This window comes from Bradyrhizobium semiaridum (assembly GCF_020329505.1).
In the GTDB taxonomy this organism is placed as follows: Bacteria; Pseudomonadota; Alphaproteobacteria; order Rhizobiales; family Xanthobacteraceae; genus Bradyrhizobium; species Bradyrhizobium semiaridum.
Window position 1 is genome coordinate 96,288 of sequence record NZ_JAGKJJ010000015.1, and the last position, 24,061, is coordinate 120,348.

Below are 24,061 nucleotides of genomic sequence, written 5' to 3' on the forward strand. Positions count from 1 at the left end.
AATGCCCGTCTCGATGAGGCCAGCGCGATGAACCAGCCTGCAACTCCTGTCGGAAGGGCGCCGTTGCGCCATCTCGTGGCGGCGGCAGCCGTGCTGCTGAATCTGGTGACCGCCGCTCATGCCGAGCAGACGTTCGCGTTCGATCGCGCGCCCGGAAAGCTGCCGAAGACGGTCATCCCGTTGAGCTATGCGATCGAGCTGACCCCGGATCTTGCAAGCCTGGCGCTGCCGGGCGTCGAGACGATCGAGGTCGAGGTTCGCGCGCCGACGACGCAGCTGACGCTGAACGCGGTCAACACGAATTTCGGCGAGGTCAGCATCGACGACGGCGCGCAGCGCGCGCAGATGACGAGCGATGCCGCCGCACAGACGGCGACGCTGACGTTCGCCAAGCCGCTCGCGGCTGGCCGCCACACGCTGCGCATCGCCTTCACCGCAGAGATCAACAAGTTCGGCGCCGGCCTGTTCGTGGTCGACTATCCGGCCAAGACCGGCACCAAGCGGCTGCTCTCGAGCAAGCTGGAACCGGCGGACGCACGGCGGATCTTTCCGTGCTGGGACGAGCCGGCGTTCAAGGCGAGCTTTGCGCTGACCGTCGTGATCCCGCGCAATCTGCTGGCGGTCGGCAACATGCCTGTGACCAGCGAGGAACCGGTCGCCGGCAATCTCAAGAAGGTCGTGTTCGCGCCGACGCCGAAGATGTCGAGCTATCTGTTCGTGCTCACCGTCGGTGAGCTGGAGCGCGCCTCGATCGATGTGGACGGGGTCACCATCGGCGTCGTGACCACCGAAGGCAAGAGTGGGCAGGGCCGCTTTGCGCTCGACAGCGCGGCAAAGCTGCTCGCCCACTACAACGATTATTTCGGCGTGAAATACCCGCTGCCGAAGCTCGACCTGATCGCGGTGCCCGGCGGGTTCGGCGGCGCGATGGAGAACTGGGGCGGCATCACCTTCTTCGAGAGCCGACTGCTGTTCGATCCGGCGACCAATGCGGAGACGGCGCGGCGCGGCATCTTCGGCATCATCGCGCATGAGATGGCGCATATGTGGTTCGGCGACCTTGTCACCATGGCTTGGTGGGACAATCTCTGGCTCAACGAGGGCTTTGCCAGCTGGATGGCCACCAAGGCGTCGCAGCAATACTATCCGCAATGGCAGAGCTGGCTGAACGGCTACGGCGGCAAGCAGTTTGCGTTGAGCCTCGACGCGCGACGCACCTCGCATCCGATCCAGCAGCCAATCGCCGACCACAGCGAGGCGGTCACGGCATTCGATGCCATTACCTACAACAAGGGCCAGGCCCTGATCCGCATGCTCGAGAATTATCTCGGCGAGGCGCAATTCCGCGCCGGCATCCGCCAATACATGGCTGCGCACGCCTACAGCAACAGCACGACCGCCGATCTCTGGCAGGCGCTGGAGAGCGCCGGCGGGAAGGCGATCACAGGTGTCGCTGCATCCTTCACCGAGCAGGACGGCGTGCCGCTTGTCGTCGCCGAGACGGATTGCGACGGCACGGCCCAGCGCCTGACGCTGCGGCAGGAGCGCTTCGTGATCGCGCCGCTCGGCGCGGCCGCGGCGGAGTTGCCTGTGCGAAACTGGCAGATTCCGGTCGCGATCGGGCCGATCGACGGCAAGCCGTTCGACGAGATCCTGCTGCAAGGCAGCGCCGTGATTCCGGCCGGCGCCTGCGGCGATGCGATCAAGGTCAATCTCAGCGACATCGGTTATTTCAGGGTCGAATACGGCCCGAAGAACCGTGGCGCGCTGCTGAGCGCGTTCCCGCGAATGCAGGTCGACGACCGGCTCAACATCATCACCGATAGCTGGGCGCTGGTGCAGGCCGGCCGCGCCGAGCCGTCATCGTACCTCGCACTGCTCGATGGGCTCGATCCCGGCGATCACCGCACGGTGTGGGATCAGGTGATCTCGACATTCGCCGCGCTCAATCGCCTGTCGCGCGGCCATGAAGAACGGCCGCTGATCCAGGCCTATGCGCGCGCGAAGCTGCGGCCGGTGCTGCACCGGCTCGGATGGAACGGCAGCGGCGCGGCCGACGACGACAACGCGCTGCTCCGCGCCAGCCTGATCTCGACGCTCGGCGATCTCGGCGACGAGGCCGTCGTCGCCGAGGCGAAGCGGCGGTTTGCAGCGTTCCTGCTCGATCCGGATGCGCTACCGAATTCGTTGCGCGACGCAGTCACCCATGTCGTCGGCATCACGGCCGACCGCGCAGCCTATGACGGGCTGCTGGCGCTGGCGCGCAAGAGCACCGTCACCAATGAACGCCTGCGCTATTATTTCGCCACCGCCAGCGCGCGCGATCCCGAACTGGCGCGGGCGACGCTGGCCCTGACGCTGACCAGCGAGCTGCCGGACACGATCGTGCCGGGCATCATCTCGACGGTGGCATCGTCAGGCGAGCAGCCGCAGCTCGCCTGGGATTTCGTCCAGGCCCATTTCGATGCGCTATTGGCAAAGCAAGGGCCGAACTTCCGCGACCAGTTCGTGCCTAACTTCATGACCAATTTCACCGACGAGGCCCATGCCGCCGAGCTCGCCGCCTTCGCGCCGTCGCAATCGACCGGCGGCGGCCGGGTGATGGTGGCGCGGGCGCTGGAATCGATCGCGATCTCCGGCGGCCTCGTGGTGCGCCTGCTGCCCGCCGTCGAGGACTGGATCCGGGCACACAGGCCGTGAAGCGCGATGGGGTCGGGCTGAAATCATCATCGCGCTTTGGCTTTTGTGTGAGCATGATCTTTTCGGAAAACCGCTTCACACTTTTCCGGATCATGCTCTAGGGACTCCCCGACGACATGCGATGCCGCTATGCTCGGCAGGCGGCATGCAATCCAAAGTGCGAGGCTGACATGGTCAAAGGTTCCGATTTGCTGGTCGCCGCCCTCGAGAACGAGGGCGTGGAGCGTGTGTTCGGCGTTCCCGGCGAGGAGAATCTCGACGTCGTCGAGAGCCTGCGCACATCGTCGATCAAGCTGATCGTCACGCGGCACGAGCAGGCCGCCGCCTTCATGGCCGCGACATATGGCCGGCTCACCGGCAAGCCCGGCGTCTGCATCACGACGCTCGGACCGGGGGCGCTGAATCTCACGACCGGCGCGGCCTATGCGTTGCTCGGCGCGATGCCGATGGTGATGATCACGGGACAAAAGGGCATCCTGAGCAGCCGGCAGGCCAAGTTCCAGATCGTCGACATCGTCAGCACGTTCCGTCCGCTGACCAAGCTGTCGCTGCAGATCGTCTCGACCGCCACGATCCCGACGCTGGTGCGCGATGCCTTCCGGATCGCGATGCAGGAGCGGCCGGGACCGGTGCTGCTCGAACTGCCGGAGGACATCGCGGGCGAGCAGGCGGAGCCGACCGCGATGGTGCCGCCGCATCCGATCGAGATTCCGGTGGCACATGCCGCCGCGCTCGACCGCGCCGCGGACATGATCCTGAAGGCACAGCGGCCGCTGATCATGCTCGGCGCCGCGGCGTCCCGCCCGCGCAGTACCGCCGGCATCGGTGATTTCGTGCGCCGGACGAGGATTCCGTTCTTCACCACGCAGATGGGCAAGGGCACCGTATCCGGCGGCACAAACCTCTATATAGGCACCGCCGCGCTGAGCGAGCGCGACTACGTGCATGAGGCGATCGACCGCGCCGACCTGATCATCGCGATCGGCCACGACACCATCGAGAAGCCGCCCTTCATCATGGGGCCGAAGGGGCCGCAGGTGATTCATGTCAGCTACACGCCGGCCAATGTCGAGCAGGTCTATTTCCCGCAGATCGAGGTGATCGGCGATGTTGGCCCGAGCCTTGCTCTGCTGGCCGATCGGATCGAGGGCAAGCTGCCGCACGCCAGCGCGCTGCACAGCCTGCGTGAGGGTATTTTGGCGAAGATCACTGATCGCGCCACCGAGGGCCGCTGGCCGCCGACCCCGCAGCGCATCGTGCATGACGTGCGGCAGGTGATCCCCGAGGACGGCATCGTCGCGCTCGACAACGGCATGTACAAGATCTGGTTCGCGCGCAATTACCGCACGCTGCTGGCGAATTCGCTGCTGCTCGACAATGCGCTGGCGACCATGGGCGCCGGGCTGCCGTCGGCGATGATGGCGGCGATGCTCTATAAGACACGCGTGCTCGCGGTGTGCGGCGACGGCGGCTTCATGATGAATTCGCAGGAGCTCGAGACCGCGGTCCGCCTCAAGCTCAACCTCGTGATCCTGATCCTGGAAGATTCCGCCTACGGCATGATCCGCTGGAAGCAGGCGGTCGATCATTTCCCGGATTTCGGCCTCACCTTCGGCAATCCGGATTTCGTCAAATATGCGGAGAGCTACGGCGCGAAGGGCTCGCGGATCGAGAGCACCGAGGCGATCATCCCGACGCTGGAGCGCGCCTTCGCCGGCGGCGGCGTGCATCTCGTCGTGGTTCCCGTCGACTATACCGAGAACAAGCGGGTGCTAGTCGACGAGCTGCGCGAGAAGGTCCAGCAGATCGATGTGTCATAGCGGCATGATCCGGAAAAGTGCGAAGCGGTTTTCCGAGAAAGATCATGCCAAAACAAGAGCCCATCATCGCGGCTGGTGAGGAACGAAATGCCGTCGGCTTGATTGGAAGTGAGCCATCATGGTAGCACGCCACTCGTGCTGATGGTCGGCGATATCAGGCGGTCTTTCCTGAACGATAAGTGAGGTCACGTGACTGCACCAAATCCTGCCGCCGGAAAGCCGATTGATCCCGCCTCGCTCGCCAATGTGCCGCGGCTGGTCACGGCCTATTTCGCCGGCAAGCCTGACGCGAGTGACCCCGCCCAGCGCGTCGCATTCGGCACCTCCGGCCACCGCGGCTCGTCGCTGAAGAATTCGTTCAACGAGGACCACATCCTCGCCACCACGCAGGCGATCTGCGACTACCGGCGCGAGAAGGGGCTGACCGGCCCGCTGTTCATCGGCATCGATACCCATGCGCTGGCCGACCCGGCGCTGGCGAGCGCGGTCGAGGTGTTCGCCGCCAACGGCGTCGAGATCATGATCGACGCGCAGGGCGGCTACACCCCGACCCCGGTGATCTCGCACGCGATCCTGAGCTACAACAAGGGTCGCAGCACCGGCCTTGCCGACGGCGTCGTCATCACGCCGTCGCACAATCCGCCGGAAGACGGAGGCTACAAGTACAATCCGCCGCATGGCGGTCCGGCCGACACCGACGTCACCGGCGTGGTCGAGAAGAACGCCAACCGTTACATCGAGGCTGGCCTCAAGGGCGTCGCGCGGATGCCTTACGATCGCGCGCGCAACGCGGCGACCACGCATCTGCACGATTACATCACGCCCTACGTCGCCGATCTCGGCAACACCGTCGATCTCGCGCTGATCAGGTCGGCCGGCGTCAAGATCGGCATCGACCCGCTCGGCGGCGCCGCAGTGCATTACTGGCAGCCGATCATCGCGCGCTACGGCATCGATGCCACCGTGGTCAACGCCACGGTCGATCCGACCTTCCGCTTCATGACCGCGGACTGGGACGGCAAAATCCGGATGGATTGCTCCTCGCCCTATGCGATGGCGAGCCTGATCGGAATGCGCGACCGCTTCGACGTCGCCTTCGCCAACGACACCGACGCCGACCGCCACGGCATCGTCACCCGCTCGAACGGGTTGATGAACCCGAACCATTTCCTCGCCACCGCGATTTCCTATCTGTTCGCGCACCGGCCGCAATGGAGCAGGGACGCCGCGATCGGCAAGACCATCGTGTCGAGCTCGATCATCGATCGCGTGGCGAAGAAGCTCGGCCGCAAGCTGGTCGAGACGCCGGTCGGCTTCAAATGGTTCGTCGAAGGACTCGGCAGCGGAAGTTTTGGATTCGCCGGCGAGGAGAGTGCGGGCGCCTCGTTCCTGAAGCGCGACGGCTCGGCCTGGACCACCGACAAGGACGGCATCATCCTCGGGCTGCTGGCTGCGGAGATCATCGCCAAGACCGCCCGCGATCCCAGCGAACTGTTCAACGAGCTGACCGCCGAGTTCGGCGTGCCCTATTACGAGCGCATCGATGTTGCGGCAACGCCGAAGCAGAAGAGCGCGCTGAAGGCGCTCGGGCCCGACCAGCTCAACATGACCAGGCTCGCCGGTGACGCGGTCAGCGCCGTGAGGACCAGGGCGCCGGGCAACGACCAGCCGTTCGGCGGCATCAAGGTCGAGAGCGCCTCCGGCTGGTTTGCCGCGCGTCCGTCCGGCACCGAGGACGTCTACAAGATCTACGCCGAAAGCTTTCGCGGGCCGGATCATCTGAAGCAGATCCAGAGCGACGCGCAGGCCGCGATCGCCAAGGTGTTTTGAGAAGCAGGGCCGGCGAACGTCATGCGTGTCTTGTTGACGGGCTCCTCCGGCTGGCTGGGGCGTTTCCTCGCACCAAAGCTGCGGCAGGCCGGCCACAGCGTGGTCGGCCTCGACGTAGTTTCCGGCGCGGCGACCGGCATCATCGGCTCGGTGGCCGAACGATCCGTCGTCGATCGCGCGTTCGCAGATCACGGCATCGAGGCCGTGATCCATGCCGGCGCCCTGCACAAGCCCGACATCGCGCGATTCGCGCCGCAGGCCTTTGTCGACGTCAACGTGTCAGGCACGCTCAATCTGCTGCAAGCGGCGATCGCGGCGGGACATGATCGTTTCGTCTTCACCTCGACGACATCGCTGATGATCTCGCAGGCGATCCGCGACGAGGAAGGCGCGCACGCCGTTTGGCTCGACGAGAGCGCGGGCCCGCTCGAGCCGCGCAACATCTATGGCATCACGAAGCTGGCTGCCGAAGGGCTGTGCCGGCTGTTCAGCAAGGACCACGGCCTGAATTGCGCGGTGCTGCGCACCAGCCGCTTCTTCCCGGAGGATGACGATACCATCCGCGACATCCATGGCGAGAACCTGAAGGCGACCGAGCTGCTGTACCGCCGGCTCACGGTCGAGGACGCCGCCGACGCGCATGTGGCGGCGCTGGAGCGGATCAGCGGCTTCGAGGTGTTCGTGATCAGCGCGCCGACGCCGTTTGCGCGCAGCGACGTCGCGGCGCTGAAGACCGATGCGGCTGCCGTGATCGCGCGGTATTTCCCCGATGCGCCTGACCTGTTCGCGCGGCGCGGCTGGCGCCTGCCGACATCGATCGGCCGCATCTACGATGCCGGCAAGGCCGAACGGCTGCTCGGTTTCCACGCCGCGACCGATTTTGCTGCCGTGCTCGGCGCCTTGCGCAGCGGCGCGCCGCTTCCCTTTGCGCACGATCCCGACTATGTCTCGCCGTCAACGAGGCTGGCTCATGGCTGATTTCCACGGCGTCTTTCCGTATCTGGTGTCCCCGGTCGACCCCGCCGGCCATGTCCGCACCGAGGTGCTGGGCCGGCTGTGCGACGATCTGATCAAGGCCGGCGTCCACGGGCTGACGCCACTCGGCTCGACCGGCGAGTTCGCCTATCTCAACAACGCCCAGCGCATGCAGGTGGTGCAGACCACCATCGAGGCTGCAAACCGCCGCGTGCCGGTGGTCGCCGGCGTCGCGGCCACGACGACGGCGGATGCGGTGGCGCAGGCCAAGGCCTATCAGAAGCGCGGCGCGGACGGCATCCTCGCGATCCTTGAAGCGTATTTTCCGCTTCATGACGCGCAGGTCGAGGCCTATTTCCGCGCCATTGCCGACGCGGTCGACATTCCCGTGGTGATCTACACCAATCCGAATTTCCAGCGCTCCGATCTCACGCTCGACGTGATCGCGCGGCTCGCCGCGCATCCGCGCATCGGCTACATCAAGGATGCCTCGACCAACACCGGTCGGCTGCTGTCGATCATGAACCGCTGCGGCGACGGCCTGAAAGTGTTTTCGGCCTCGGCCCATATTCCGGCCGCGGTGATGCTGATCGGCGGCCACGGCTGGATGGCGGGCCCGGCCTGCATCATCCCACGGCAGAGCGTCGAGCTCTACAATCTGTGCCGCCGCACCCGCTGGGACGAGGCGGTCGCCTTGCAGCGCAGGCTCTGGCGCATCAACGAGGCCTTTGCCCGCTTCAACCTCGCCGCCTGCATCAAGGCGGGGCTGGCGATCCAGGGCTACGACGTTGGCGACCCCGTGCCGCCGCAAGCGCCGCTGACGGCCGAGCAGCGCAAGGTGGTCGAGGCGGCGCTGCGCGATCTGGGCTGAGAGATCCAAGGCTGGGCGTCAACGAGGCCGCGCGTCAATATGTCGGGCATTCCGCCTTGGCCGCGCCGGAAACCTCTGCTGTTCCGGGGCGTTTGTTGCATGGAGCACACCCATGAATAGGCGCACCGCTATTGCCCTGGCCGTCGTCGCGGCCGTTCTGCTGGTCTTTGCGGCCAGCAACATCCGGCAGGGGCCCTGGATCGGCTCGCCCGTCCGCGCCGTCACCGAGCGCGGGGCGCTGTCGGACGCCGAAAAGGCCAATGTCGAGATCTTCGAGAAGGTCTCGCCGTCCGTCGTGCAGGTGGTGACGCAGACCGCCGCCGATCCGCTCAGCGAGGAGCAGGAGGGCGGCGGCTCGGCGTCCGGCACCGGCATTGTCTGGGATGGCGAGGGTCACGTCGTCACCAACAATCATGTGGTGCAGAACGCCAGCCAGGTCGCGATCCGCTTCGCGTCCGGCGAAGCGGTGCGGGCCGAAATCGTCGGCACGGCGCCGAACTACGATCTGGCGGTGCTGCGGATCCGCAGCGCGCGCAAGCTGCCGCCGGCAGTCGCGATCGGCAGTTCGGCGGACCTCAAGGTCGGGCAGTTCGCCTTTGCGATCGGCAATCCGTTCGGGCTCGACCAGTCGATGTCCAGCGGCATCATCAGCGCGCTCAAGCGCAGGCTGCCAACGTCGAGCGGCCGCGAGATCTCCAACGTGATCCAGACCGACACCGCAATCAATCCCGGTAATTCGGGCGGACCGTTGCTCGACTCCGCCGGCCGCCTGATCGGCGTGACCACAGCGATCCTCTCGCCGTCCGGGTCCAATGCCGGCATCGGCTTTGCGATCCCCATCGACATCGTCAACCGCATCGTCCCCGAACTGATCCGCGACGGCCGGGTGCCGACGCCGGGGATCGGCATCGTGACCGCGAACGAGGCGGTCGCCACCAGATTGGGCGCCGAGGGATTGATCATCGTGCGCACGGCCCCGGGCTCGCCGGCCGAGCGCGCCGGGCTCCGCGGCGTCGATCGCGCCACCGGCGATATCGGCGACGTGATCACCGCAGCCGACGGCAAGCCGGTGCATCGGCTGTCCGACCTCACCGATGCGCTCGAGCAGGTCGGCGTCGGCAAGAAGGTCCGCCTCAGCGTGCAACGCGACGGGGCAACGCGCGACGTCGAGGTCGCCATCACCGATATCGGCCGGACGCAATAATATAGTCGCCGGCCGGCCAACTGCCACCGCATTCGTGCTGTCGCGTCATCGCGGACGGGATGTCCGTTCTCCCGCCGCGCGCGGTTGTCAGGGCGGCAAAATCCGCTAAAACCCCCGCCGAATTGTTTGAAGCGCGAAGGACATCCTGATGAACATTCTTCCCGGCAATCTACGTTTTGGTGCGGGTCAGCCGGTCAAGCGTCTGGAAGACCAGCGGCTGGTCACCGGGAAGGGACATTTCATCGACGACAAGCCGGAAGACGGCGCGCTGTGGCTGCACGTGGTGCGCTCGCCGCATGCCCATGCCAACATCAAGGCGATCGACGCCAAGGCGGCGCTGGCGATGCCGGGCGTCGAGGCCGTCTATACCGGCGCCGACCTCGTCAAGGACGATATCGGCACGCTGCCGACGCTGGCGATCTTCAAGCGGCCGGACGGCTCGCCGATGACGGTGCCGCCGCGGCGCCTCTTGGCGCATGAGGTGGTGCGGTTCGCCGGCGAGGCGGTCGCAGCAGTTGTCGCGACGTCGCGCGTGCTGGCGCAGACCGCGGCCGAAGCCATCGAGGTGGATTACGAGGTGCTGCCCTCGGTGGTCGATCCGGTCGAGGCGATCAAGCCGGGCGCGCCTTTGGTGTGGCCGGAGGCGCCCGACAACATCGTCGCTGCGATGAGCTATGGCGATGCCGCCAAGGTCGAGCAGGTGTTTGCAAGCGCCGCGCACACGGTGTCGCTCGACCTGGTCAGCCAGCGCCTGGTGCCGTCGGCGATGGAGCCGCGCTCGACCATTGCCGAGATCGAGAAGAAGACCGGCCGGCTCTTGCTGCACGTGCAGTCGCAGACGCCGGGCTCGACCCGCGACCTGCTCGCCGAATCCATCCTGAAGCGGCCGAAGGACTCTGTGCGCGTGCTGGTCGGCGATATCGGCGGCGGCTTCGGCCAGAAGACCAGCCTCTATCCGGAGGACGGCATCGTCGCCTATGCGGCGACCAAGCTGAACAGGAAGGTCCGCTGGCGCGGCGACCGCACCGACGAATTCGTCGGCGGCACCCATGGCCGCGACCTCACCTCGACCGGCGAGTTCGCGCTCGACGCCAAGGGCCGCGTGCTGGCCTACCGGGTGCGCTCGATCGGCGGCACCGGCGCCTATTCCTCGGGCACCGGCAACATCATCCCGCTGGTGCTGGGCCCGTTCGTGCAGACCGGCGTCTATGATCTGCCGCTGGTGCATTTCGAGGTGAAGTCGGTGATGACCCACACCGCGCCTGTGGGCGCCTATCGCGGCGCCGGCAGGCCCGAGGCGGTGTTCATCGTCGAGCGGCTGTTCGATGCCGCGGCGCGCCAGATCGGCATGGACCCGCGCGCCATCCGCAAGGTGAACTACATCAAGCCGGCGCAGCTGCCCTACACCAACGCGGTCGGGCAGGTCTATGATTCCGGCGCCTTCGCGCACATGCTGCAACGCGCCTCCGAACTCGCCGACTGGGACGGCTTTGCCGCGCGCAAGAAGGCGGCGAAGAAGAAGGGCCTGCTCTACGGCCGCGGCCTGACCAGCTACATCGAATGGACCGGCGGCCGCGCTCACACCGAGAAGGTCTCGCTGCACGCCACCGCCGAGGGCCGCATCATCCTGCATTCCGGCACCATGGCGATGGGACAGGGCCTCGCCACCACCTACACCCAGATGATCGCCGACAGCCTCGGCATCGCCATGGACAAGATCGACGTGGTGCAGGGCGACACCGACCTCGCCACCGGCTTCGGCAGCGTCGGCTCGCGCTCGCTGTTCGTCGGCGGCACCGCGGTCGCGGTGTCCTCCAGCGACATGATCACCAAGGCGCGCGAGAAGGCGTCGAATCTCCTGGAAGCCTCCATCGAGGACATCGAGTACCGCGACGGTGTCCTCACGGTTGTCGGCACCGACAAGCGCATCAGCCTGTTCGAAATCGCGAAGAAGGAGAACGGCGCCAAGCTCTCGGTCGAGAGCGAGGGCGAGGTCGACGGGCCGAGCTGGCCGAACGGCACCCATATCTGCGAGGTCGAGATCGATCCCGAGACCGGCGTCACGCGCGTGGTGCGCTACACCACGGTCGACGACGTCGGCGTCGCGGTCAATCCGATGCTGGTCACCGGCCAGATCCATGGCGGCGTCGTGCAGGGCATCGGCCAGGCGCTCTATGAGGGCGTCGCCTACAGCGAAGAGGGCCAGCTGCTGACCGCGAGCTACCAGGACTACTGCGTGCCGCGGGCCGGCGACATCCCGCCGCTCAACGTGACGCTCGACGGCTCCGCGCCGTGCAAGACCAATCCGCTGGGTTCGAAGGGCTGCGGCGAGTCGGGCGCGATCGGCGGCCCGCCTTGCATCACCAACGGCGTGATGGACGCGCTGAGCGAGCTCGGGATCAAGCAGCTCAACACGCCGCTGACGCCGTCGAAGATCTGGCAGGCGATCCGCGATGCGAAGGTGGGGCTGTAAGTAGCGCACTCTCTCGCCACGTCATTCCGGGGCGCGCGTAGCGCGAGCCCGGAATCCATTGAGCCGCACGTTCCGTGCTGAAATGGATTCCGGGCTCAGCCCTGCGGGCTGTCCCGGAATGACGGGCAGGGAGCGGGCTACAACCCCAGCACCATCTTCGCGATGATCTCGCGCTGGATCTCCGACGATCCGCCGAAAATCGTATACGCCCGCCCGTTGAGATATTCCGGCACCACCGGCAGCAGCTCCTCCGGAATCACCGGCTCGTGGTTGAGCTTGTAGAACGGCCGCGCCGGCTCGACGACGAGGCCGTCATTGCCGATCACGTCGACGCCGAGCCGCGTCACCGCCTGGCGGATCTCACTGACGCGGAGTTTGATCAGCGACGACACCGCGCCCGGATTCTGCCCGGTCTGCAGCGCCGACAGCACCCGCAACTCGGTCATCTCCAGTGCATCGATATCGACCTCGACCTCGGACATCCTGAGCGCAATGTCGGGATCGTCGATGGCGCGGCCGGTGACATCGGACGCTGCGAGATCGGAGATCGTCTTCAGCGCTTCGCGCAGTTTTGCGGACGCGATGCCGGAGCCGCGCTCGAATTCGAGCAGGTATTTGCCGTAGGTCCAGCCCTTGCCCTCCTCGCCGACCCGGTTGGCCACCGGCACGCGGACGTCGTCGAAGAAAACCTGGTTGACCTCATGGTCACCGCCGATGGTCAGGATCGGGCGCGTGGTAATCCCAGGCGTCTTCATGTCGATCAGGAGGAAGCTGATGCCGTCCTGCTGGCGCTCGCCGTCATTGGTGCGCACCAGCGCGAACATGCGGTTGGCGTGATGCGCGTGCGTGGTCCAGATCTTGGTGCCGTTGATGACGTAGTCGTCGCCGTCGCGCACCGCGCGGGTCTTCAGCGAGGCGAGATCGGACCCGGAGCCGGGCTCGGAATAGCCTTGGCACCAATAGTCCTCGCCTGAGAGAATCCGCGGCAGATAGAAATTCTTCTGCTCCGGCGAGCCGAAGCCGATGATGACGGGGCCGACCATCTTGACGCCCATCACGTTGACGTTGGGCACGCCGGCCCGGGCGCATTCGGCTTCGAAGATCCAGCGCTGCGCCGGCGTCCAGTCCGGTCCGCCATGCTCGACCGGCCAGCCCGGCGCGCCCCAGCCCTTCCGGTGCAGCGCCCGCTGCCAAGCCATGCCAATATCGGGGTCGGAGAACACCGACGGCGTCAGCGCGGTGGCGCGCTTCATCTCCGGCGTCAGGTTGGCTGATATGAAGTCGCGGACCTCCTGTTCGAAGGCGCGTTCCTCGGCACTGAAGGTGAGATCCATTGCGCTCTCCGTTAATCCTGCATGCGGCCGCTGAGCGTGGCGTGGCGTCGATAATGATAAGCACTGCCGCCGAACAGCGTGTCGAAGGCGAGCAGCCGCTTGAAATAGGCGCCGATGTCGAGCTCCTCGGTGACGCCCATGGCGCCGTGCAGCTGCACCGACTGCTCGGCGACGAAGCGTGCGCATTTGCCGATCTTCGCCTTCGCGCCGGATGCCGCGCGGCTGCGCTGCAGCGGTGCGGCGTCGGCCATCAGCGCGGCGCGCAGCGCCATCGAGCGCGCCTCGTCGACCTGCATCGCCATGTCGGCGAGGCGGTGGCGGATCACCTGGTTGGCCGACAGCGGCCGGCCGAACTGCTTTCTCATCCTGGTGTATTCGAGCGTGGTGTCGAGCAGCGTCTGCATGATGCCGACGGCCTCCGCGCCGAGCGCCGCCATCGCGCGATCGACCACCGCTTCGATCGCAGGCAGCGCGTCGCTGCCGTCGCCGAGCAAGGCGTCTGCAGGAAGCTGCACGTCTTTCAAGTCGAGGCTGCAACCGCGCCCACCGCCAAGCCGGGCGTAATCGCGCAAGCTCAGCCCAGGCGTTCCTGCCGCGACCACGAACAGGCCGAGCTTGCCGGAGGCGCCGTTCGCATTGGCGATCTCGGCGGAGACGATGATCTGGTTGGCGGCGGCGCCGTCGAGCACGGCAATCTTGCTGCCGTTCAATCGCCAGCCGTCGGCCGTCCGCGTGGCCGTCGCCTCGACATGGGCGAGATCGAAGCGCGCGGCGCGTTCCGAATGCGCGAAGGCGAGGTACAGTGCGCCTTCCGCGACCTTGGGCAGGATCGCCTGCTTCTGCGCCTCGGTGCCGCATTCCGCAACCAGGGCCGCGCCGATCACCACCGTGGAGAGAAACGGTTCGGACACCAGCCCGCGTCCGAACGCTTCCATCAATATCCCGACCTCGATCGCGCCGCCGCCGAGTCCGCCGTCGGCCTCGCTGATCGGCAGCGCCAGCCAGCCGAGCTCGGCGAACCGCTTCCAGATCGCGGGCGAGAAGCCGAGCGGATCGTTTGCCGCCGTCTTGCGGTGATCCGCGGTGAACGTCTCGGCCACGAAGCGGTCGGCACTTTCGCGCAGCAGGCGCTGCTCGTCGCTGGGGGTGAGGTCCATCGGGTCTACTTCACGTTGGCGTTTTTCTTGACGGAAGGATGCAGGCCGGCAGGGTCCACCACCATGCCGAACTCTTGCAGATTGTGCGCATGACAGAGCTGATGCAGCGCGAAGGCCTGGTCGATCGCGGCGGGCTGTCCCATGATGTCGGTGGTGCGGTTGACCGCCTCTTTGCTCAGCTTCAGCGCGAAGGCGGGCTTGGCCGCGATCCTGCGCGCCAGCGCCAGCGTGAACGCCGACAGCTCGCCGCGCGGCACGACATGGTTGACCATGCCGAGGCGATGCGCCTCCTCGGCGCTCCAGACATCGGCGGTGAACAGCATCTCCTTGGCCTTGCGCGCGCCGAGCTCCCAGGGATGCACGAACCACTCGACGCCGCACACGCCCATCGTCACCACGGGATCGCAGAACTCGGCGTCGGTGCTGGCGACGATGAGGTCGCAGGCCCAGGCCAGCATCAGCCCGCCGGCGATACACTTGCCGTGCACTTCCGCGATGGTCGGCTTTGCCAGGTTGCGCCAGCGCCGGGTGATCTGCAGGTAGATCTCCTGCTCGCGCGCGAAGCGGCCGTGGGCGTTCGGCTCGGCGAAGCCGCCCCAATTTCCGACTGGCGGGAAATCGACGCCGGCCTGGTTTTTCCCGGTCGGCCGCAGGTCATGGCCGGCCGAGAAATGCGGGCCGTTGCCGGCGAGGATGATGACCTTGACTGCATCGTCCTGCACCGCCCGGTCGAAGGCGGCGTTGAGGTCGTAGGTCATCTGCAGGTTCTGGGCGTTCCGCGCCTCCGGGCGGTTCATCACGATCCGCGTGATCGCGCCCTCCGGCCGCTCGACGACGATTGTCTCGAATTGTTCTGACGCCATGGATCCTCCCGGGATCGATTTTGTGGATCGATTTTCTTGGCATGATGAACAGCGCGGGGAGGGATAGGCAAGAGCCATCATTTGCAGGAGACGGCGCGAAAAACCGCCACACGGGATTACCCGGCAAGAATCTGGTACGGTGACCGTGAAATGCACCCGGGAGGACATTCATGCGCAAGCTTTGGACCGTGCTGGCAGCGCTGGCGACGTTGAGCCTGACCAACTGCGGCTACAACGCGATCCAGACCAATGACGAACAGGTCAAGTCGAACTGGTCGGAGGTGGTGAATCAGTACCAGCGGCGTGCTGACCTCGTGCCCAACCTGGTCAACTCGGTGAAGGGCTTTGCGCAGCAGGAGAAGGACGTGCTGCTCGGCGTGACCAACGCGCGCGCCAAGGTCGGCAGCATCCAGGCGACACCGGAGGTGCTCAACGATCCCGCCGCGTTCCAGAAGTTCACGCAGGCGCAGGGCGAGCTCACCAGCGCGCTGTCGCGGCTGTTGGTCGTCACCGAGAACTATCCCCAGCTCAAGTCGGACGCGCTGTTCCGTGACCTGATCGCCCAGCTCGAAGGCACCGAGAACCGCATCACCGTGGCCCGTAACCGCTACATCAAGTCGGTGCAGGACTATAACGTCGGCATCCGTACCTTCCCGAACAATCTCACCGCGATGATGTTCGGCTACAAGGAGAAGCCGAACTTCAGCGTCGAGAACGAAAAGGAGATCTCGACCGCGCCGAAGGTCGATTTCAGTCCGACGCCGGCACCGTCCAAGTAGCGGCGGGCGATCAGACCGCGATGGCTGCCGCGCGCGTCATCCTGCTCGCCTTGCTGCTGGGCTTCGTCTGCCCGGCACTGGCCGAGGTCGCGGTGCCGCAGCTCACCGGCCGCGTCGTCGACCAGACCGGGACGCTGTCGTCGGGCGATATCGCCTCGCTGACGGCCAAGCTCAAGGATCTGGAGTCCCGTAAGGGCAGCCAGATCGCGGTGCTGATCGTGCCGACCATCGGCGAGGAGACCATCGAGCAGTTCTCGATCCGCGTCGCCGAGGCCTGGAAGATCGGGCGCAGGAAGATCGACGACGGTGCGCTGCTGGTCGTTGCCAAGAACGACCGACGCTTACGCATCGAGATCGGCTACGGCCTCGAGGGCGTGCTGAGCGACGCCATCACCCACCGCATCATCGACGAATACATCACGCCGAAATTCAAGGCCGGCGATTTCGCCGGCGGCATCTCGGCCGGCGTCGACCGCATGATCGGCCTGATCGACGGCGAAAAACTGCCGGCGCCGGAGCCCGAGCACTGGCAGGCGCCCAACCTGGTCGATCTCGCCAATCCGGTCGCGATCTTCGCCGTGATCATCGTGGCGGGCTTTTTGCGCGGATTGCTCGGCCGTCTGCTCGGTTCGGTCGCGACCGGCGGCGTCGTCGGCGTATTCGCCTGGATCGCGGTCGGCTCGCTTGCCACCGCCGTCGTGGTCGGGCTGTTCGGCTTCGTTGCAGCCTTGATCTTCGGCGGGCTGAATTTTGGCGGGCCGGTGGTCGGTTCGGGACCCTATCGCCGCAGCGGCGGTTATCCCGGCGGCTGGAGCGGCGGCTCGGGCTCGGGCAGCAGCGGCGGCTTCAGTGGTGGCGGCGGCAGCTTTGGCGGCGGCGGCGCCTCGGGGAGCTGGTAGGCACATGGGCATCAAGCGCATCGCCAGACATCTCATCGCGCACCGCTGGAAGGTGCGGCGCGACTTTCCGCCCCGCGTGCTTGCGGCGATCGAGCGAGCCATCAAGGCCGGCGAGGCCACCCACGGCGGCCAGGTCCGCTTCGTCGTCGAGGGCGCGCTCGACGGCGTGCCGCTGTTCCACGACCAGCCGGCGCGCGAGCGGGCGCTCGACGTGTTCTCGCATTTGCGGATCTGGGATACCCATCACAACAACGGCGTCCTGATCTACCTGCTGCTCGCCGACCGCGACGTCGAGATCGTCGCCGATCGCGGCATCGACGCCAAGGTCGGCCACGCCGGCTGGGAAGCGATCTGCCAGGCGATGGAAGCGGAGTTTCGCGCCGGCCGCTTCGAGCAGGGCGTGATCAAGGGGATCGAGGCGGTCTCGCGCGAGCTGGCAAAGCATTTTCCGCATGCGGCCGGCGGCCCCAACGAGCTGCCGGACCAGCCGGTGGTGATCTAACTAATTAGATTGCTCTCTTCCTGTCATTGCGCGCCAACGGATCGGCGCAAAGCGCCGCCCGATGACAGGCTCGGCGAAGCGATCCATCTCACCACTTGCTGGCAGGCATGGATTGCCTCGTCGCTTCAGCGCAAAATTGCTATGCAATTTTGTCGCGAGCTCCTCGCAATGACGGAGGGCTGGATCACGCCTTCACCGACTCCCGCGCACCGACGCGGTTGAACCAGGCCACGATGTTGGTATTCGACTGGTCCAGCGGCTGGCCGACCTGGTTGCCGAAATCGAGCCAGCAATACAGCAGGATGTCGGCCAGCGTGAAGCGCTTGCCGCAAATGTAGTCGCGGCCGTCGGCCATCTGGTCATTAAGCCATTTGATGCGGTTTGCCGCAATCATCTTCAGGCCGGGCGACGCCTCCGGCGCCACCGGAATCCGCTTCTCGAAGAACTTCAGCGCCTCGCCGAAGCGGTAGCCGTTGGCGAGCGGCTCGGCGATGTTGAGATCGACGCGCCGCGTCCACATCCGGCACTCGGCGCGCTCTTCCGGCGTTGTGCCGATCATCGCGGGCGTAGGGTGCTTCTCCTCCAGATATTCGCAGATCGCGGTGATCTCGGAGAGGTAGTTGCCGCAGTCGAGCTCGAGTGTCGGCATCTGGCCATGCGGATTGCGCTTCAGATGCGCTTCCTCGCGGTTCTCGCCCTTGCGCAAATCGATGGTCTGCTTGGGTATCTCGATGCCCTTCTCGGCCATAAACATGCGCACAATGCGCGGGTTCGGCCCGATCGAGTCGTACAGCTTCATGGTCCTCGCTCCCTGTTTTCAAGGCGTTGTTGTTGCCGCTGTTGAACAGGCCGGGCCCGGATTTGTCAAATCGGAGCGGTGCCCCTCCACGTCATTGCGACCGGTTGGCTCGCAATGACGCTGAGGCGCGCCTTCAATCGTCGAGCTTGTTGAGGTCGCGCACCGACTGCATGATCGGCTCGAAATTGGCACGCGCATCGAGCGCGTCGAACAATTGCGCGGTGTCCTCGAGCAGGGCGTGTGAGCGCTGCAGCGCGACCCGCACGTCGTCCTGCGGCGTGTCGGACAGCCGGCCGTGGCCGGACAGCAGGATCTTGGCGTTCAGTCCCTTCAGCCGCTCCAGCGACTGAATGTAGTCGGCGATCGAGCCGGAGCCGAACACGCCGCCCATCACGCCGCCCGGCATCAGCGTGTCGGAGGCGAACAGCAGGCCCTTGTCCGGGTCGAACAGGGTGATGCAGGCCGAGGTGTGACCCGGCGTGTACATCACGGTGAGGCGGAAATTGCCGAGGTCGATCAGATTGCCTTCCTCGAGCCAGAGGTCGATGTCGATCGGCACGTTCGGCTCGTTGAACATCTTGCGCAGCATCGAGAAGTCGTCGCGCAGCATGATCTTGTTGGCGGCGAGCCGGTGCGCCGCGATATAGGCGCTGCCGTGGAATTGATAGGCCGCGCCGATATGGTCGAGATGCTCGTGGCTCAGCACCACCATGTCGATCATGTCTGGCGTCACGCCGATATGGCCGAGGCAGGCGACGAGGTGCGGATAGTTGGTCGACAGCCCCACATCGATCATGATGGTGCGCTTGCTGCCGCGCACCAGATAGGCGTTCGCCGCGCGGTTCTTGAAGCGGACCTGGTAGACATCATCGGCGGCCTGGATCAGGCTCGCGACCTCGGTGTCGAACAGCGTCTTGAACGGGCTCGGGCGGCGGTCGCTCATGGGTTGGCCGCCGCTCGGTAGGTGACGGCATTGGAGGCGCGCAGACGCTTCGACAGCGCATCCATCACCATCAGCGCGAAGGCCGGCTGCTGGCTGACGAGATAGACGAAGCGGGCGTGGTTGATCCGCATCACCCGCGTGTGGGGCGCGGCGGCGATCGCGGTGGCCGAGCGCGCCGAGCCGTCGATCACGGCCATCTCGCCGAAGAACTCGCCCTTGCCGAGGCTGACGATGATCGTCTTGTTGCCGCCGTTCATCTTGGCGATCTCGACCTTGCCGTCGAGCACGACGAACAGCTCGCGGCCGGTCGAGCCTTCCTCAAAAATGACGTCATCGACATCAAATTCATTGATGCATTTCTCGATCGTCATGGCCGTCCTGCCTTCTGGCTGGATGTCGGTGGTATGTTAATCGGGAAAGCGGCTGTTGCAACGGAGTTGGCGCGGATTGCCGCAGGGCAACATCGCCCAAATCCGGCCCGGAAAACTCCCTAAAATTTGGGTAATGCGCCGTGGGGGTAAGGATTTCGCAAGCAATAAAAGTTACCGAATTGTCAACCCAGTCTGGAGACTTTGAACGTGAGTGAGCAGCAGAGCGAGCCGGTGAGCAGCCAAGCCGGCGCCGAAATGGCGGCGAAAAGCGAGCCAGTGTCGGCCGCGGCCCATGTTGAGGCTCCCCTGCTTTCGCCGGAGCAGGAAGAGACCGCCCCCAAAGCCGACGCCCCAAAGGCGGACGCACCGAAGATGGACGCGCCCAAGGTCGAGCCGCCGCCGCTGCCGTCTGCGCCCGAGCCGAAGATCGAACCGACCCGGATGGATGCGCCGAAGATCGAGACCGGTAGCCGCGAGGAGCCGCGTTTCCCCGGCAAGCTGATGATCATGGCCCCCGGCGACCGCAACTGGGACCATGACGCCTCGGCCTCGAAGCCGGCCCCCGAGCAGCCTTCGAAATCGACAGGCAGCCGCCGGTTCGCAGCGATGGCGGCGGTGGTGGCGCTGGCGACGGTGGCCGGCGCGATTGGCGGCGCGCTTGCGACCGCCGGGCTCGGACATCTCGGCCGCACCGATGTCGCGGCTGCACAGGAGGCTGCTGCCAAGGATGCTTCAGCCAAGGAGACGGTCGACGCGTCGATCGCCCGGGTCGAGTCCGAAATCGCGACGCTGAAGGCCAGCATCGAGCAGACCGCAAAGGCCGGTCAAGCCCAGTTCAGCAAAGCCAACGACCGGATCGAGAAGGTCGAGAAGGCGCAGGCGGAGCCGCTGGCCAAGCTCGCCAAGCTCAGCGAGGCCGTCGACAAGCTCCGTGCGCCGCAGGCCGCGGCTGCCGGGGCGGCGACGCCCGTCGCCGCCCGCGAAGTCACCGGCACCGTGGCGCCGCCGCAGGCCACCGCCGCCGCTGCGGCGCCGGCCGCACCCAAGCCCGAAGTCGGCCGCCTGCCGGTGGTCGAAGGCTGGTCGCTGCGCGACGTCGGCCATGGCAGCGCGCTGATCGAGGGCCGTGGCGGCATCTATGAGGTCTATGCCGGCGATCCCGTTCCCGGCCTCGGCCGCGTCGATGCGATCCGCAGGCAGGACGGCCGCTGGGTGGTCGTCACCAGCAGGGGCCTGATCGTCTCGCGCTGATCGCCTGGAACACGACACTACCGAGGCGCTTCACCGCGATGTGAAGCGCCTTTTTTCTTGAATAGGCTTTGCCGCGCGGTGTTAGTGGAGGCATGAGCCGCGCGCTGCGATGCCTTCTTGTCATGTTCCTCCTGCTCTGCGGCGCCGCGCCCGTGCGAGCCGGCGACGACCGCGCGCTGGAGCGTGGCACGGCGATCATCGATCCCGCCATCCTGCGCGCGCTCGATCAGGGCCGATTGGGGCTCGGCCGCATGCTGGCGCCGGAGCGTCCCGCCGGCACGCCGCTGCCCAACAGTGAGCTGTTCAAGCTGTCGTCGATGCTGCCGGTGCGCGAGGCGCTGACGCGGGAGTTCGATCGCTATGTCGAAAGACACAGCGCCAGCCTGCCAAACGAGAGCATCGGCGTCGGCGAGGGCTTTGCCTTCCAGCTGTTCGACCGTGCGCTGCTCGATTCCGCCGACGTCCGCTTCGTGCTTGCAGGCATCGTCAACCGGATGGACCGCGCCTATGTGGCGCCGGATAACTGCGGCGAGATCCGGCTGATCTATCGCCTGACCCGCACCGACCTGCCGCCGATCGGCGAGAACGCAGTGTCGCAGCGCCTGCCGATGACGCTGAACCTGGTGCTGAAGGCGAAGGGCGAGGGCAACGACGCATCGCTGACCTGCCGCGAGATCGCGCGGCGCTGGCTGGCCGCGGGCAGCGCATCTCCGGCGATGGAGCAGCTCTCCGGCAAGAATGGTCCGCTCGACCTGATCAATGACCGTAATATCCAACGCATCGAGACCAATTTGCAGATCGCGCATGCGCCGAAATCGGCGGTGCGCGACTTCCGCACCGACTATCTCATGAAAGTGTTCGACTACGATGCTGCGGCAAAGCGCTTTGCGGAAGCACCGATGGAGAACCAGATCGATCGCGACCGCATTCTCGCCGACGAGGAGCTGCGGCGCGACTTCAAGACGTGGCTGCTCGACCCCGCGCATTTTTCCGAGCTCGATCGCGGCACGCTCGTGATCCCCGAAAGATTTCTCGCACGGGCTGCTGTTGCACCGACCCCGGCCGGTTTCGACGTCAGCGACCTGCAGCCGGAGTTCGGGCTGGTGCAGGGCGAGGGCGCATCCGGCAACGCGGTGTTCTCGGAGGGCGACGTCGTCGGCGCCTTGAAGCGGGCCGCCGCCGACGGGACCAGGCTGCAGAACATCCAGTCGCTCGCCGGCTTCGAACGGCGGCTCAACGACGTCACCTGCGCCGGCTGCCACCAGACTCGCGGCATCGGCGGTTTCCATTTTCCCGGCGTCGACTGGATGGCGGCCAAGCCGTCGAATTCGACGGTGGTACCGGCCTCGCCGCATTTCTTCGGCGACCAGGTCCGCCGCCGCGATATTCTCACGAGCTTCCGCGACGGCGAGGTGCCGGATTTTTCACGCAGCTTTTCGAATCGCCCGCAATTGCGTGGCAGCAGCGAACTTGCCGGCACCGAATACAGCGACGGCTGGGGCGCGCATTGCTATCTGCCGGCGGCGAAACCGTCGGAGACTGATCGCAGTTTCCGCGGCTGGAGCTGCGCCGAAGGGCTCGCCTGTCAGGTCGCGGGAAAGACCTCGCACATGGGGATGTGCTTCGTGAAGGGGCGGTAACGGGGCGGGGACCGGCACGCGCTGGCGTCATTATTTGATGCTATATTGCGGGTCGCGACCAGGACCTGAACGAGCCCTCGAGCGGAGACCGGCCGATGAGCGCCCCCGAGCAAGACAAGCAGCGCAATCGCGAGATCGCGACCAACGAGGCCGAGCGCGAGGCGGTGAGCGCCGTCCGCGTCAGCAGCTGGGCGATCGGGCTCACAGTCATCGTCGGCATCATTGCCGTGGCCATCGTCTGGGCCTGGATGAGCCGGTGAGCTTGCTTCACCGCACGCCCTGCGCACCCGTCGTCCCGGCGAAGGCCGGGACCCATACGCCGCGGCGGGTGTCGTGAACGGGACTCGCCGTTCCAGCAGCGCGCAGCAATCCGCATTTGTGGTTATGGGTCCCGGCCTTCGCCGGGGCGACGCCGAGGAGGAGCGAGGACTGTTCGCCTACGCCACCGCGCCGGATGCGCGCAGCTTCTGGATCGTGGCCTCGTCGTAGCCGGCCTGCCGCAAAATCTCGTCGGAGTGCTCGCCGACCTCGGGCGGCTTGCGCGGCTGCACCTTCCTCGCGCCGTCGATGAAGATCGGGCTGTTGACGGTGAGCATGGTGTCGTTCTCGAAGCGCACCAGCACCTCGTTCTCGATCATCTGCTTGTCGTTCGGGATGTCGTCGAGGATGCCGACCACGCCGAACACGAGGCCATTGCCGTCGAGCACCTTGCGCCACTCGGCGAGATCGCGGGTTGCGAAGATCTCGTCGAAGATCTTGATCAGCTCGACCGAGCGCGCGTGGCGATCCGCCTTGGTAGCGAAGCGCGGGTCGGCGATCAGGTCCTCGCGGTCCATGCAGCGCGCCAGCGTCGGCCATTGCCGGTCTTCGTTGAGCAGCGACAGGATGATCCAGCGGCCGTCCCTGCATTTGTAGTGGTTGGTGACGGCGTTCAGCGCCTCCTCGCGCGGCTTGCGCTTCTTGAACGTCGCGCCGGCGAGCTTGGCCTGCGCCAGCACGCCATTGGCCCAGACGCCGTTGGCCATCAGATTGGTCGCGACATGCGAGCCCTTGCCGGTCTTCTCGCGCTGGAACAGCGCGGTGACGATCGCACCATAGAACGCCATCGCGCAGGGATGGTCGCCCATGCCGGCGACCGACCGCGCCGGTGTGGTCTCCTCGTCGGCGCGCACCAGGTCCATCAGGCCGGAGCGGGCCCAATAGGCATTGGAATCGAAGCCGGGCTTGTTGGCCTCTTCGCCCTTCTCGCCATAGCCGGTGAAGGAGGCGTAGATCAGCCGGTCGTTGAGATGGGCGAGGTGGTCATAGGTGATGCCGAGCTTGGCGCGCACCTGCGGCGGCATGTTGGTGATGAAGACGTCGGCTTCAGTGACCAGTCTGTAGAGCACCTGCTGCGCCTCGGGCTTGGTGAGGTCGAGCGCCAGGCTCTTCTTGTTGCGCGCCTCCAGCATCCACGCGAAATTGTGCTCACTCGCGGGGTAGCCGGGCAGATTGGGCAGGTTGCGATAGGGATCGCCGGTCCCCGGCGGCTCGATCTTGATGACGTCGGCGCCGAAGTCGGACAGCACGGTGGCGGCCGCGGGCGCCGCGATGAAGCTCGCGCAGTCCAGAACCTTGAGCCCGTCAAAAATGCCTTTGTCCATCGTGCCG

General features: G+C 66.1%; 20 protein-coding genes. 13 read left to right on the forward strand and 7 right to left on the reverse strand.

Translation table 11 applies throughout. The features are described from left to right. Positions 1–27: 27 nt before the first annotated feature. From J6500_RS18605 to J6500_RS18635, 7 genes are all read left to right on the forward strand, one after another. On the forward strand, positions 28–2,700 hold the full coding sequence (locus tag J6500_RS18605; RefSeq protein ID WP_225714144.1) for a M1 family metallopeptidase: 2,673 nt from the start codon (positions 28–30) through the stop codon (positions 2,698–2,700). Between the two features lie 170 nt (positions 2,701–2,870). Further along, entirely contained in the window at positions 2,871–4,520 is a 1,650-nt protein-coding gene (locus tag J6500_RS18610) for an acetolactate synthase large subunit (RefSeq protein WP_225714145.1), read from the forward strand. Between the two features lie 189 nt (positions 4,521–4,709). Next, positions 4,710–6,350, forward strand: coding sequence for a phosphoglucomutase (alpha-D-glucose-1,6-bisphosphate-dependent) (gene pgm, locus J6500_RS18615; protein ID WP_225714146.1), 1,641 nt, complete (start codon positions 4,710–4,712; stop codon positions 6,348–6,350). A gap of 21 nt (positions 6,351–6,371) precedes the next feature. Continuing rightward, positions 6,372–7,328, forward strand: coding sequence for an NAD-dependent epimerase/dehydratase family protein (locus J6500_RS18620; RefSeq protein WP_225714147.1), 957 nt, complete (start codon positions 6,372–6,374; stop codon positions 7,326–7,328). Continuing rightward, complete coding sequence (locus J6500_RS18625) at positions 7,321–8,196, forward strand: dihydrodipicolinate synthase family protein (RefSeq protein ID WP_225714148.1); 876 nt, start codon at positions 7,321–7,323, stop codon at positions 8,194–8,196. Before J6500_RS18620 ends, J6500_RS18625 begins: the two co-directional genes overlap by 8 nt. A gap of 112 nt (positions 8,197–8,308) precedes the next feature. Then, the gene (locus tag J6500_RS18630; protein ID WP_225714149.1) at positions 8,309–9,400 is read left to right on the forward strand and encodes a S1C family serine protease; all 1,092 of its coding nucleotides are present in this window, start codon (positions 8,309–8,311) and stop codon (positions 9,398–9,400) included. Between the two features lie 148 nt (positions 9,401–9,548). Beyond that, entirely contained in the window at positions 9,549–11,873 is a 2,325-nt protein-coding gene (locus J6500_RS18635; RefSeq protein WP_225714150.1) for a xanthine dehydrogenase family protein molybdopterin-binding subunit, read from the forward strand. A 137-nt stretch (positions 11,874–12,010) separates the two neighbouring features. Here the strand turns inward: J6500_RS18635 and J6500_RS18640 are convergent, their stop codons facing one another. The 3 genes from J6500_RS18640 to J6500_RS18650 are packed head-to-tail and all read right to left on the reverse strand — an operon-like array spanning position 12,011 to position 15,227. Then, positions 12,011–13,207, reverse strand: coding sequence for an acyl-CoA dehydrogenase family protein (locus tag J6500_RS18640; protein ID WP_225714151.1), 1,197 nt, complete (start codon positions 13,205–13,207; stop codon positions 12,011–12,013). 11 nt (positions 13,208–13,218) lie between these two features. Further along, positions 13,219–14,364 (reverse strand): acyl-CoA dehydrogenase family protein, encoded by a 1,146-nt coding sequence (locus J6500_RS18645; protein ID WP_225714152.1) that lies wholly within the window; start codon positions 14,362–14,364, stop codon positions 13,219–13,221. A gap of 5 nt (positions 14,365–14,369) precedes the next feature. Then, complete coding sequence (locus tag J6500_RS18650) at positions 14,370–15,227, reverse strand: enoyl-CoA hydratase (RefSeq protein ID WP_225714153.1); 858 nt, start codon at positions 15,225–15,227, stop codon at positions 14,370–14,372. Positions 15,228–15,397: 170 nt separating this feature from the next. Here J6500_RS18650 and J6500_RS18655 point away from each other — a divergent pair, with 170 nt between their 5' ends. The 3 genes from J6500_RS18655 to J6500_RS18665 are packed head-to-tail and all read left to right on the forward strand — an operon-like array spanning position 15,398 to position 17,407. Continuing rightward, positions 15,398–16,006 (forward strand): LemA family protein, encoded by a 609-nt coding sequence (locus tag J6500_RS18655; RefSeq protein ID WP_225714154.1) that lies wholly within the window; start codon positions 15,398–15,400, stop codon positions 16,004–16,006. 20 nt (positions 16,007–16,026) lie between these two features. Next, a complete protein-coding gene (locus J6500_RS18660; RefSeq protein ID WP_225714155.1) occupies positions 16,027–16,905 on the forward strand; it encodes a TPM domain-containing protein in 879 nt (292 codons plus the stop codon). A gap of 4 nt (positions 16,906–16,909) precedes the next feature. Beyond that, positions 16,910–17,407, forward strand: coding sequence for a TPM domain-containing protein (locus tag J6500_RS18665; RefSeq protein WP_225714156.1), 498 nt, complete (start codon positions 16,910–16,912; stop codon positions 17,405–17,407). A 184-nt stretch (positions 17,408–17,591) separates the two neighbouring features. Here the strand turns inward: J6500_RS18665 and J6500_RS18670 are convergent, their stop codons facing one another. The 3 genes from J6500_RS18670 to J6500_RS18680 form a co-directional block, all read right to left on the reverse strand. Further along, on the reverse strand, positions 17,592–18,206 hold the full coding sequence (locus J6500_RS18670; protein ID WP_225714157.1) for a glutathione S-transferase family protein: 615 nt from the start codon (positions 18,204–18,206) through the stop codon (positions 17,592–17,594). 133 nt (positions 18,207–18,339) lie between these two features. Then, positions 18,340–19,149, reverse strand: a complete 810-nt coding sequence (locus J6500_RS18675; protein ID WP_225714158.1) for an MBL fold metallo-hydrolase — start codon at positions 19,147–19,149, stop codon at positions 18,340–18,342. Then, entirely contained in the window at positions 19,146–19,520 is a 375-nt protein-coding gene (locus J6500_RS18680) for a Crp/Fnr family transcriptional regulator (protein ID WP_225714159.1), read from the reverse strand. The genes J6500_RS18675 and J6500_RS18680 overlap by 4 nt, the downstream gene beginning before the upstream one ends. Positions 19,521–19,721: 201 nt before the next feature. On the opposite strand from J6500_RS18680, the gene J6500_RS18685 reads away from it, so the two are divergent. The 3 genes from J6500_RS18685 to J6500_RS18695 all read left to right on the forward strand — a co-directional run bounded on the left by J6500_RS18685 (position 19,722) and on the right by J6500_RS18695 (position 22,671). Beyond that, complete coding sequence (locus J6500_RS18685) at positions 19,722–20,771, forward strand: hypothetical protein (RefSeq protein WP_225714160.1); 1,050 nt, start codon at positions 19,722–19,724, stop codon at positions 20,769–20,771. Positions 20,772–20,863: 92 nt separating this feature from the next. Next, a complete protein-coding gene (locus J6500_RS18690; protein ID WP_376707824.1) occupies positions 20,864–22,411 on the forward strand; it encodes a hypothetical protein in 1,548 nt (515 codons plus the stop codon). 95 nt (positions 22,412–22,506) lie between these two features. Then, positions 22,507–22,671 carry a hypothetical protein gene (locus J6500_RS18695; RefSeq protein WP_225714162.1) on the forward strand — a complete coding sequence of 55 codons (165 nt, stop codon included), beginning with the start codon at positions 22,507–22,509 and terminating at the stop codon, positions 22,669–22,671. A gap of 177 nt (positions 22,672–22,848) precedes the next feature. Here J6500_RS18695 and J6500_RS18700 read toward each other — a convergent pair whose 3' ends face one another. Next, a complete protein-coding gene (locus tag J6500_RS18700; RefSeq protein ID WP_225714163.1) occupies positions 22,849–24,054 on the reverse strand; it encodes a CaiB/BaiF CoA transferase family protein in 1,206 nt (401 codons plus the stop codon). Positions 24,055–24,061 lie beyond the last annotated feature (7 nt).

Bases quoted from the DNA above. Each gene is read 5' to 3' on its own strand.
- J6500_RS18605 (WP_225714144.1), top strand. From the start codon at position 28: ATGAACCAGCCTGCAACTCCTGTCGGAAGGGCGCCGTTGCGCCATCTC.
- J6500_RS18610 (WP_225714145.1), top strand. From the start codon at position 2,871: ATGGTCAAAGGTTCCGATTTGCTGGTCGCCGCCCTCGAGAACGAGGGC.
- J6500_RS18620 (WP_225714147.1), top strand. From the start codon at position 6,372: ATGCGTGTCTTGTTGACGGGCTCCTCCGGCTGGCTGGGGCGTTTCCTC.
- J6500_RS18625 (WP_225714148.1), top strand. From the start codon at position 7,321: ATGGCTGATTTCCACGGCGTCTTTCCGTATCTGGTGTCCCCGGTCGAC.
- J6500_RS18630 (WP_225714149.1), top strand. From the start codon at position 8,309: ATGAATAGGCGCACCGCTATTGCCCTGGCCGTCGTCGCGGCCGTTCTG.
- J6500_RS18635 (WP_225714150.1), top strand. From the start codon at position 9,549: ATGAACATTCTTCCCGGCAATCTACGTTTTGGTGCGGGTCAGCCGGTC.
- J6500_RS18640 (WP_225714151.1), bottom strand. From the start codon at position 13,207: ATGGATCTCACCTTCAGTGCCGAGGAACGCGCCTTCGAACAGGAGGTC.
- J6500_RS18645 (WP_225714152.1), bottom strand. From the start codon at position 14,364: ATGGACCTCACCCCCAGCGACGAGCAGCGCCTGCTGCGCGAAAGTGCC.
- J6500_RS18650 (WP_225714153.1), bottom strand. From the start codon at position 15,227: ATGGCGTCAGAACAATTCGAGACAATCGTCGTCGAGCGGCCGGAGGGC.
- J6500_RS18655 (WP_225714154.1), top strand. From the start codon at position 15,398: ATGCGCAAGCTTTGGACCGTGCTGGCAGCGCTGGCGACGTTGAGCCTG.
- J6500_RS18660 (WP_225714155.1), top strand. From the start codon at position 16,027: ATGGCTGCCGCGCGCGTCATCCTGCTCGCCTTGCTGCTGGGCTTCGTC.
- J6500_RS18665 (WP_225714156.1), top strand. From the start codon at position 16,910: ATGGGCATCAAGCGCATCGCCAGACATCTCATCGCGCACCGCTGGAAG.
- J6500_RS18670 (WP_225714157.1), bottom strand. From the start codon at position 18,206: ATGAAGCTGTACGACTCGATCGGGCCGAACCCGCGCATTGTGCGCATG.
- J6500_RS18675 (WP_225714158.1), bottom strand. From the start codon at position 19,149: ATGAGCGACCGCCGCCCGAGCCCGTTCAAGACGCTGTTCGACACCGAG.
- J6500_RS18680 (WP_225714159.1), bottom strand. From the start codon at position 19,520: ATGACGATCGAGAAATGCATCAATGAATTTGATGTCGATGACGTCATT.
- J6500_RS18690 (WP_376707824.1), top strand. From the start codon at position 20,864: ATGAGCCGCGCGCTGCGATGCCTTCTTGTCATGTTCCTCCTGCTCTGC.
- J6500_RS18695 (WP_225714162.1), top strand. From the start codon at position 22,507: ATGAGCGCCCCCGAGCAAGACAAGCAGCGCAATCGCGAGATCGCGACC.
- J6500_RS18700 (WP_225714163.1), bottom strand. From the start codon at position 24,054: ATGGACAAAGGCATTTTTGACGGGCTCAAGGTTCTGGACTGCGCGAGC.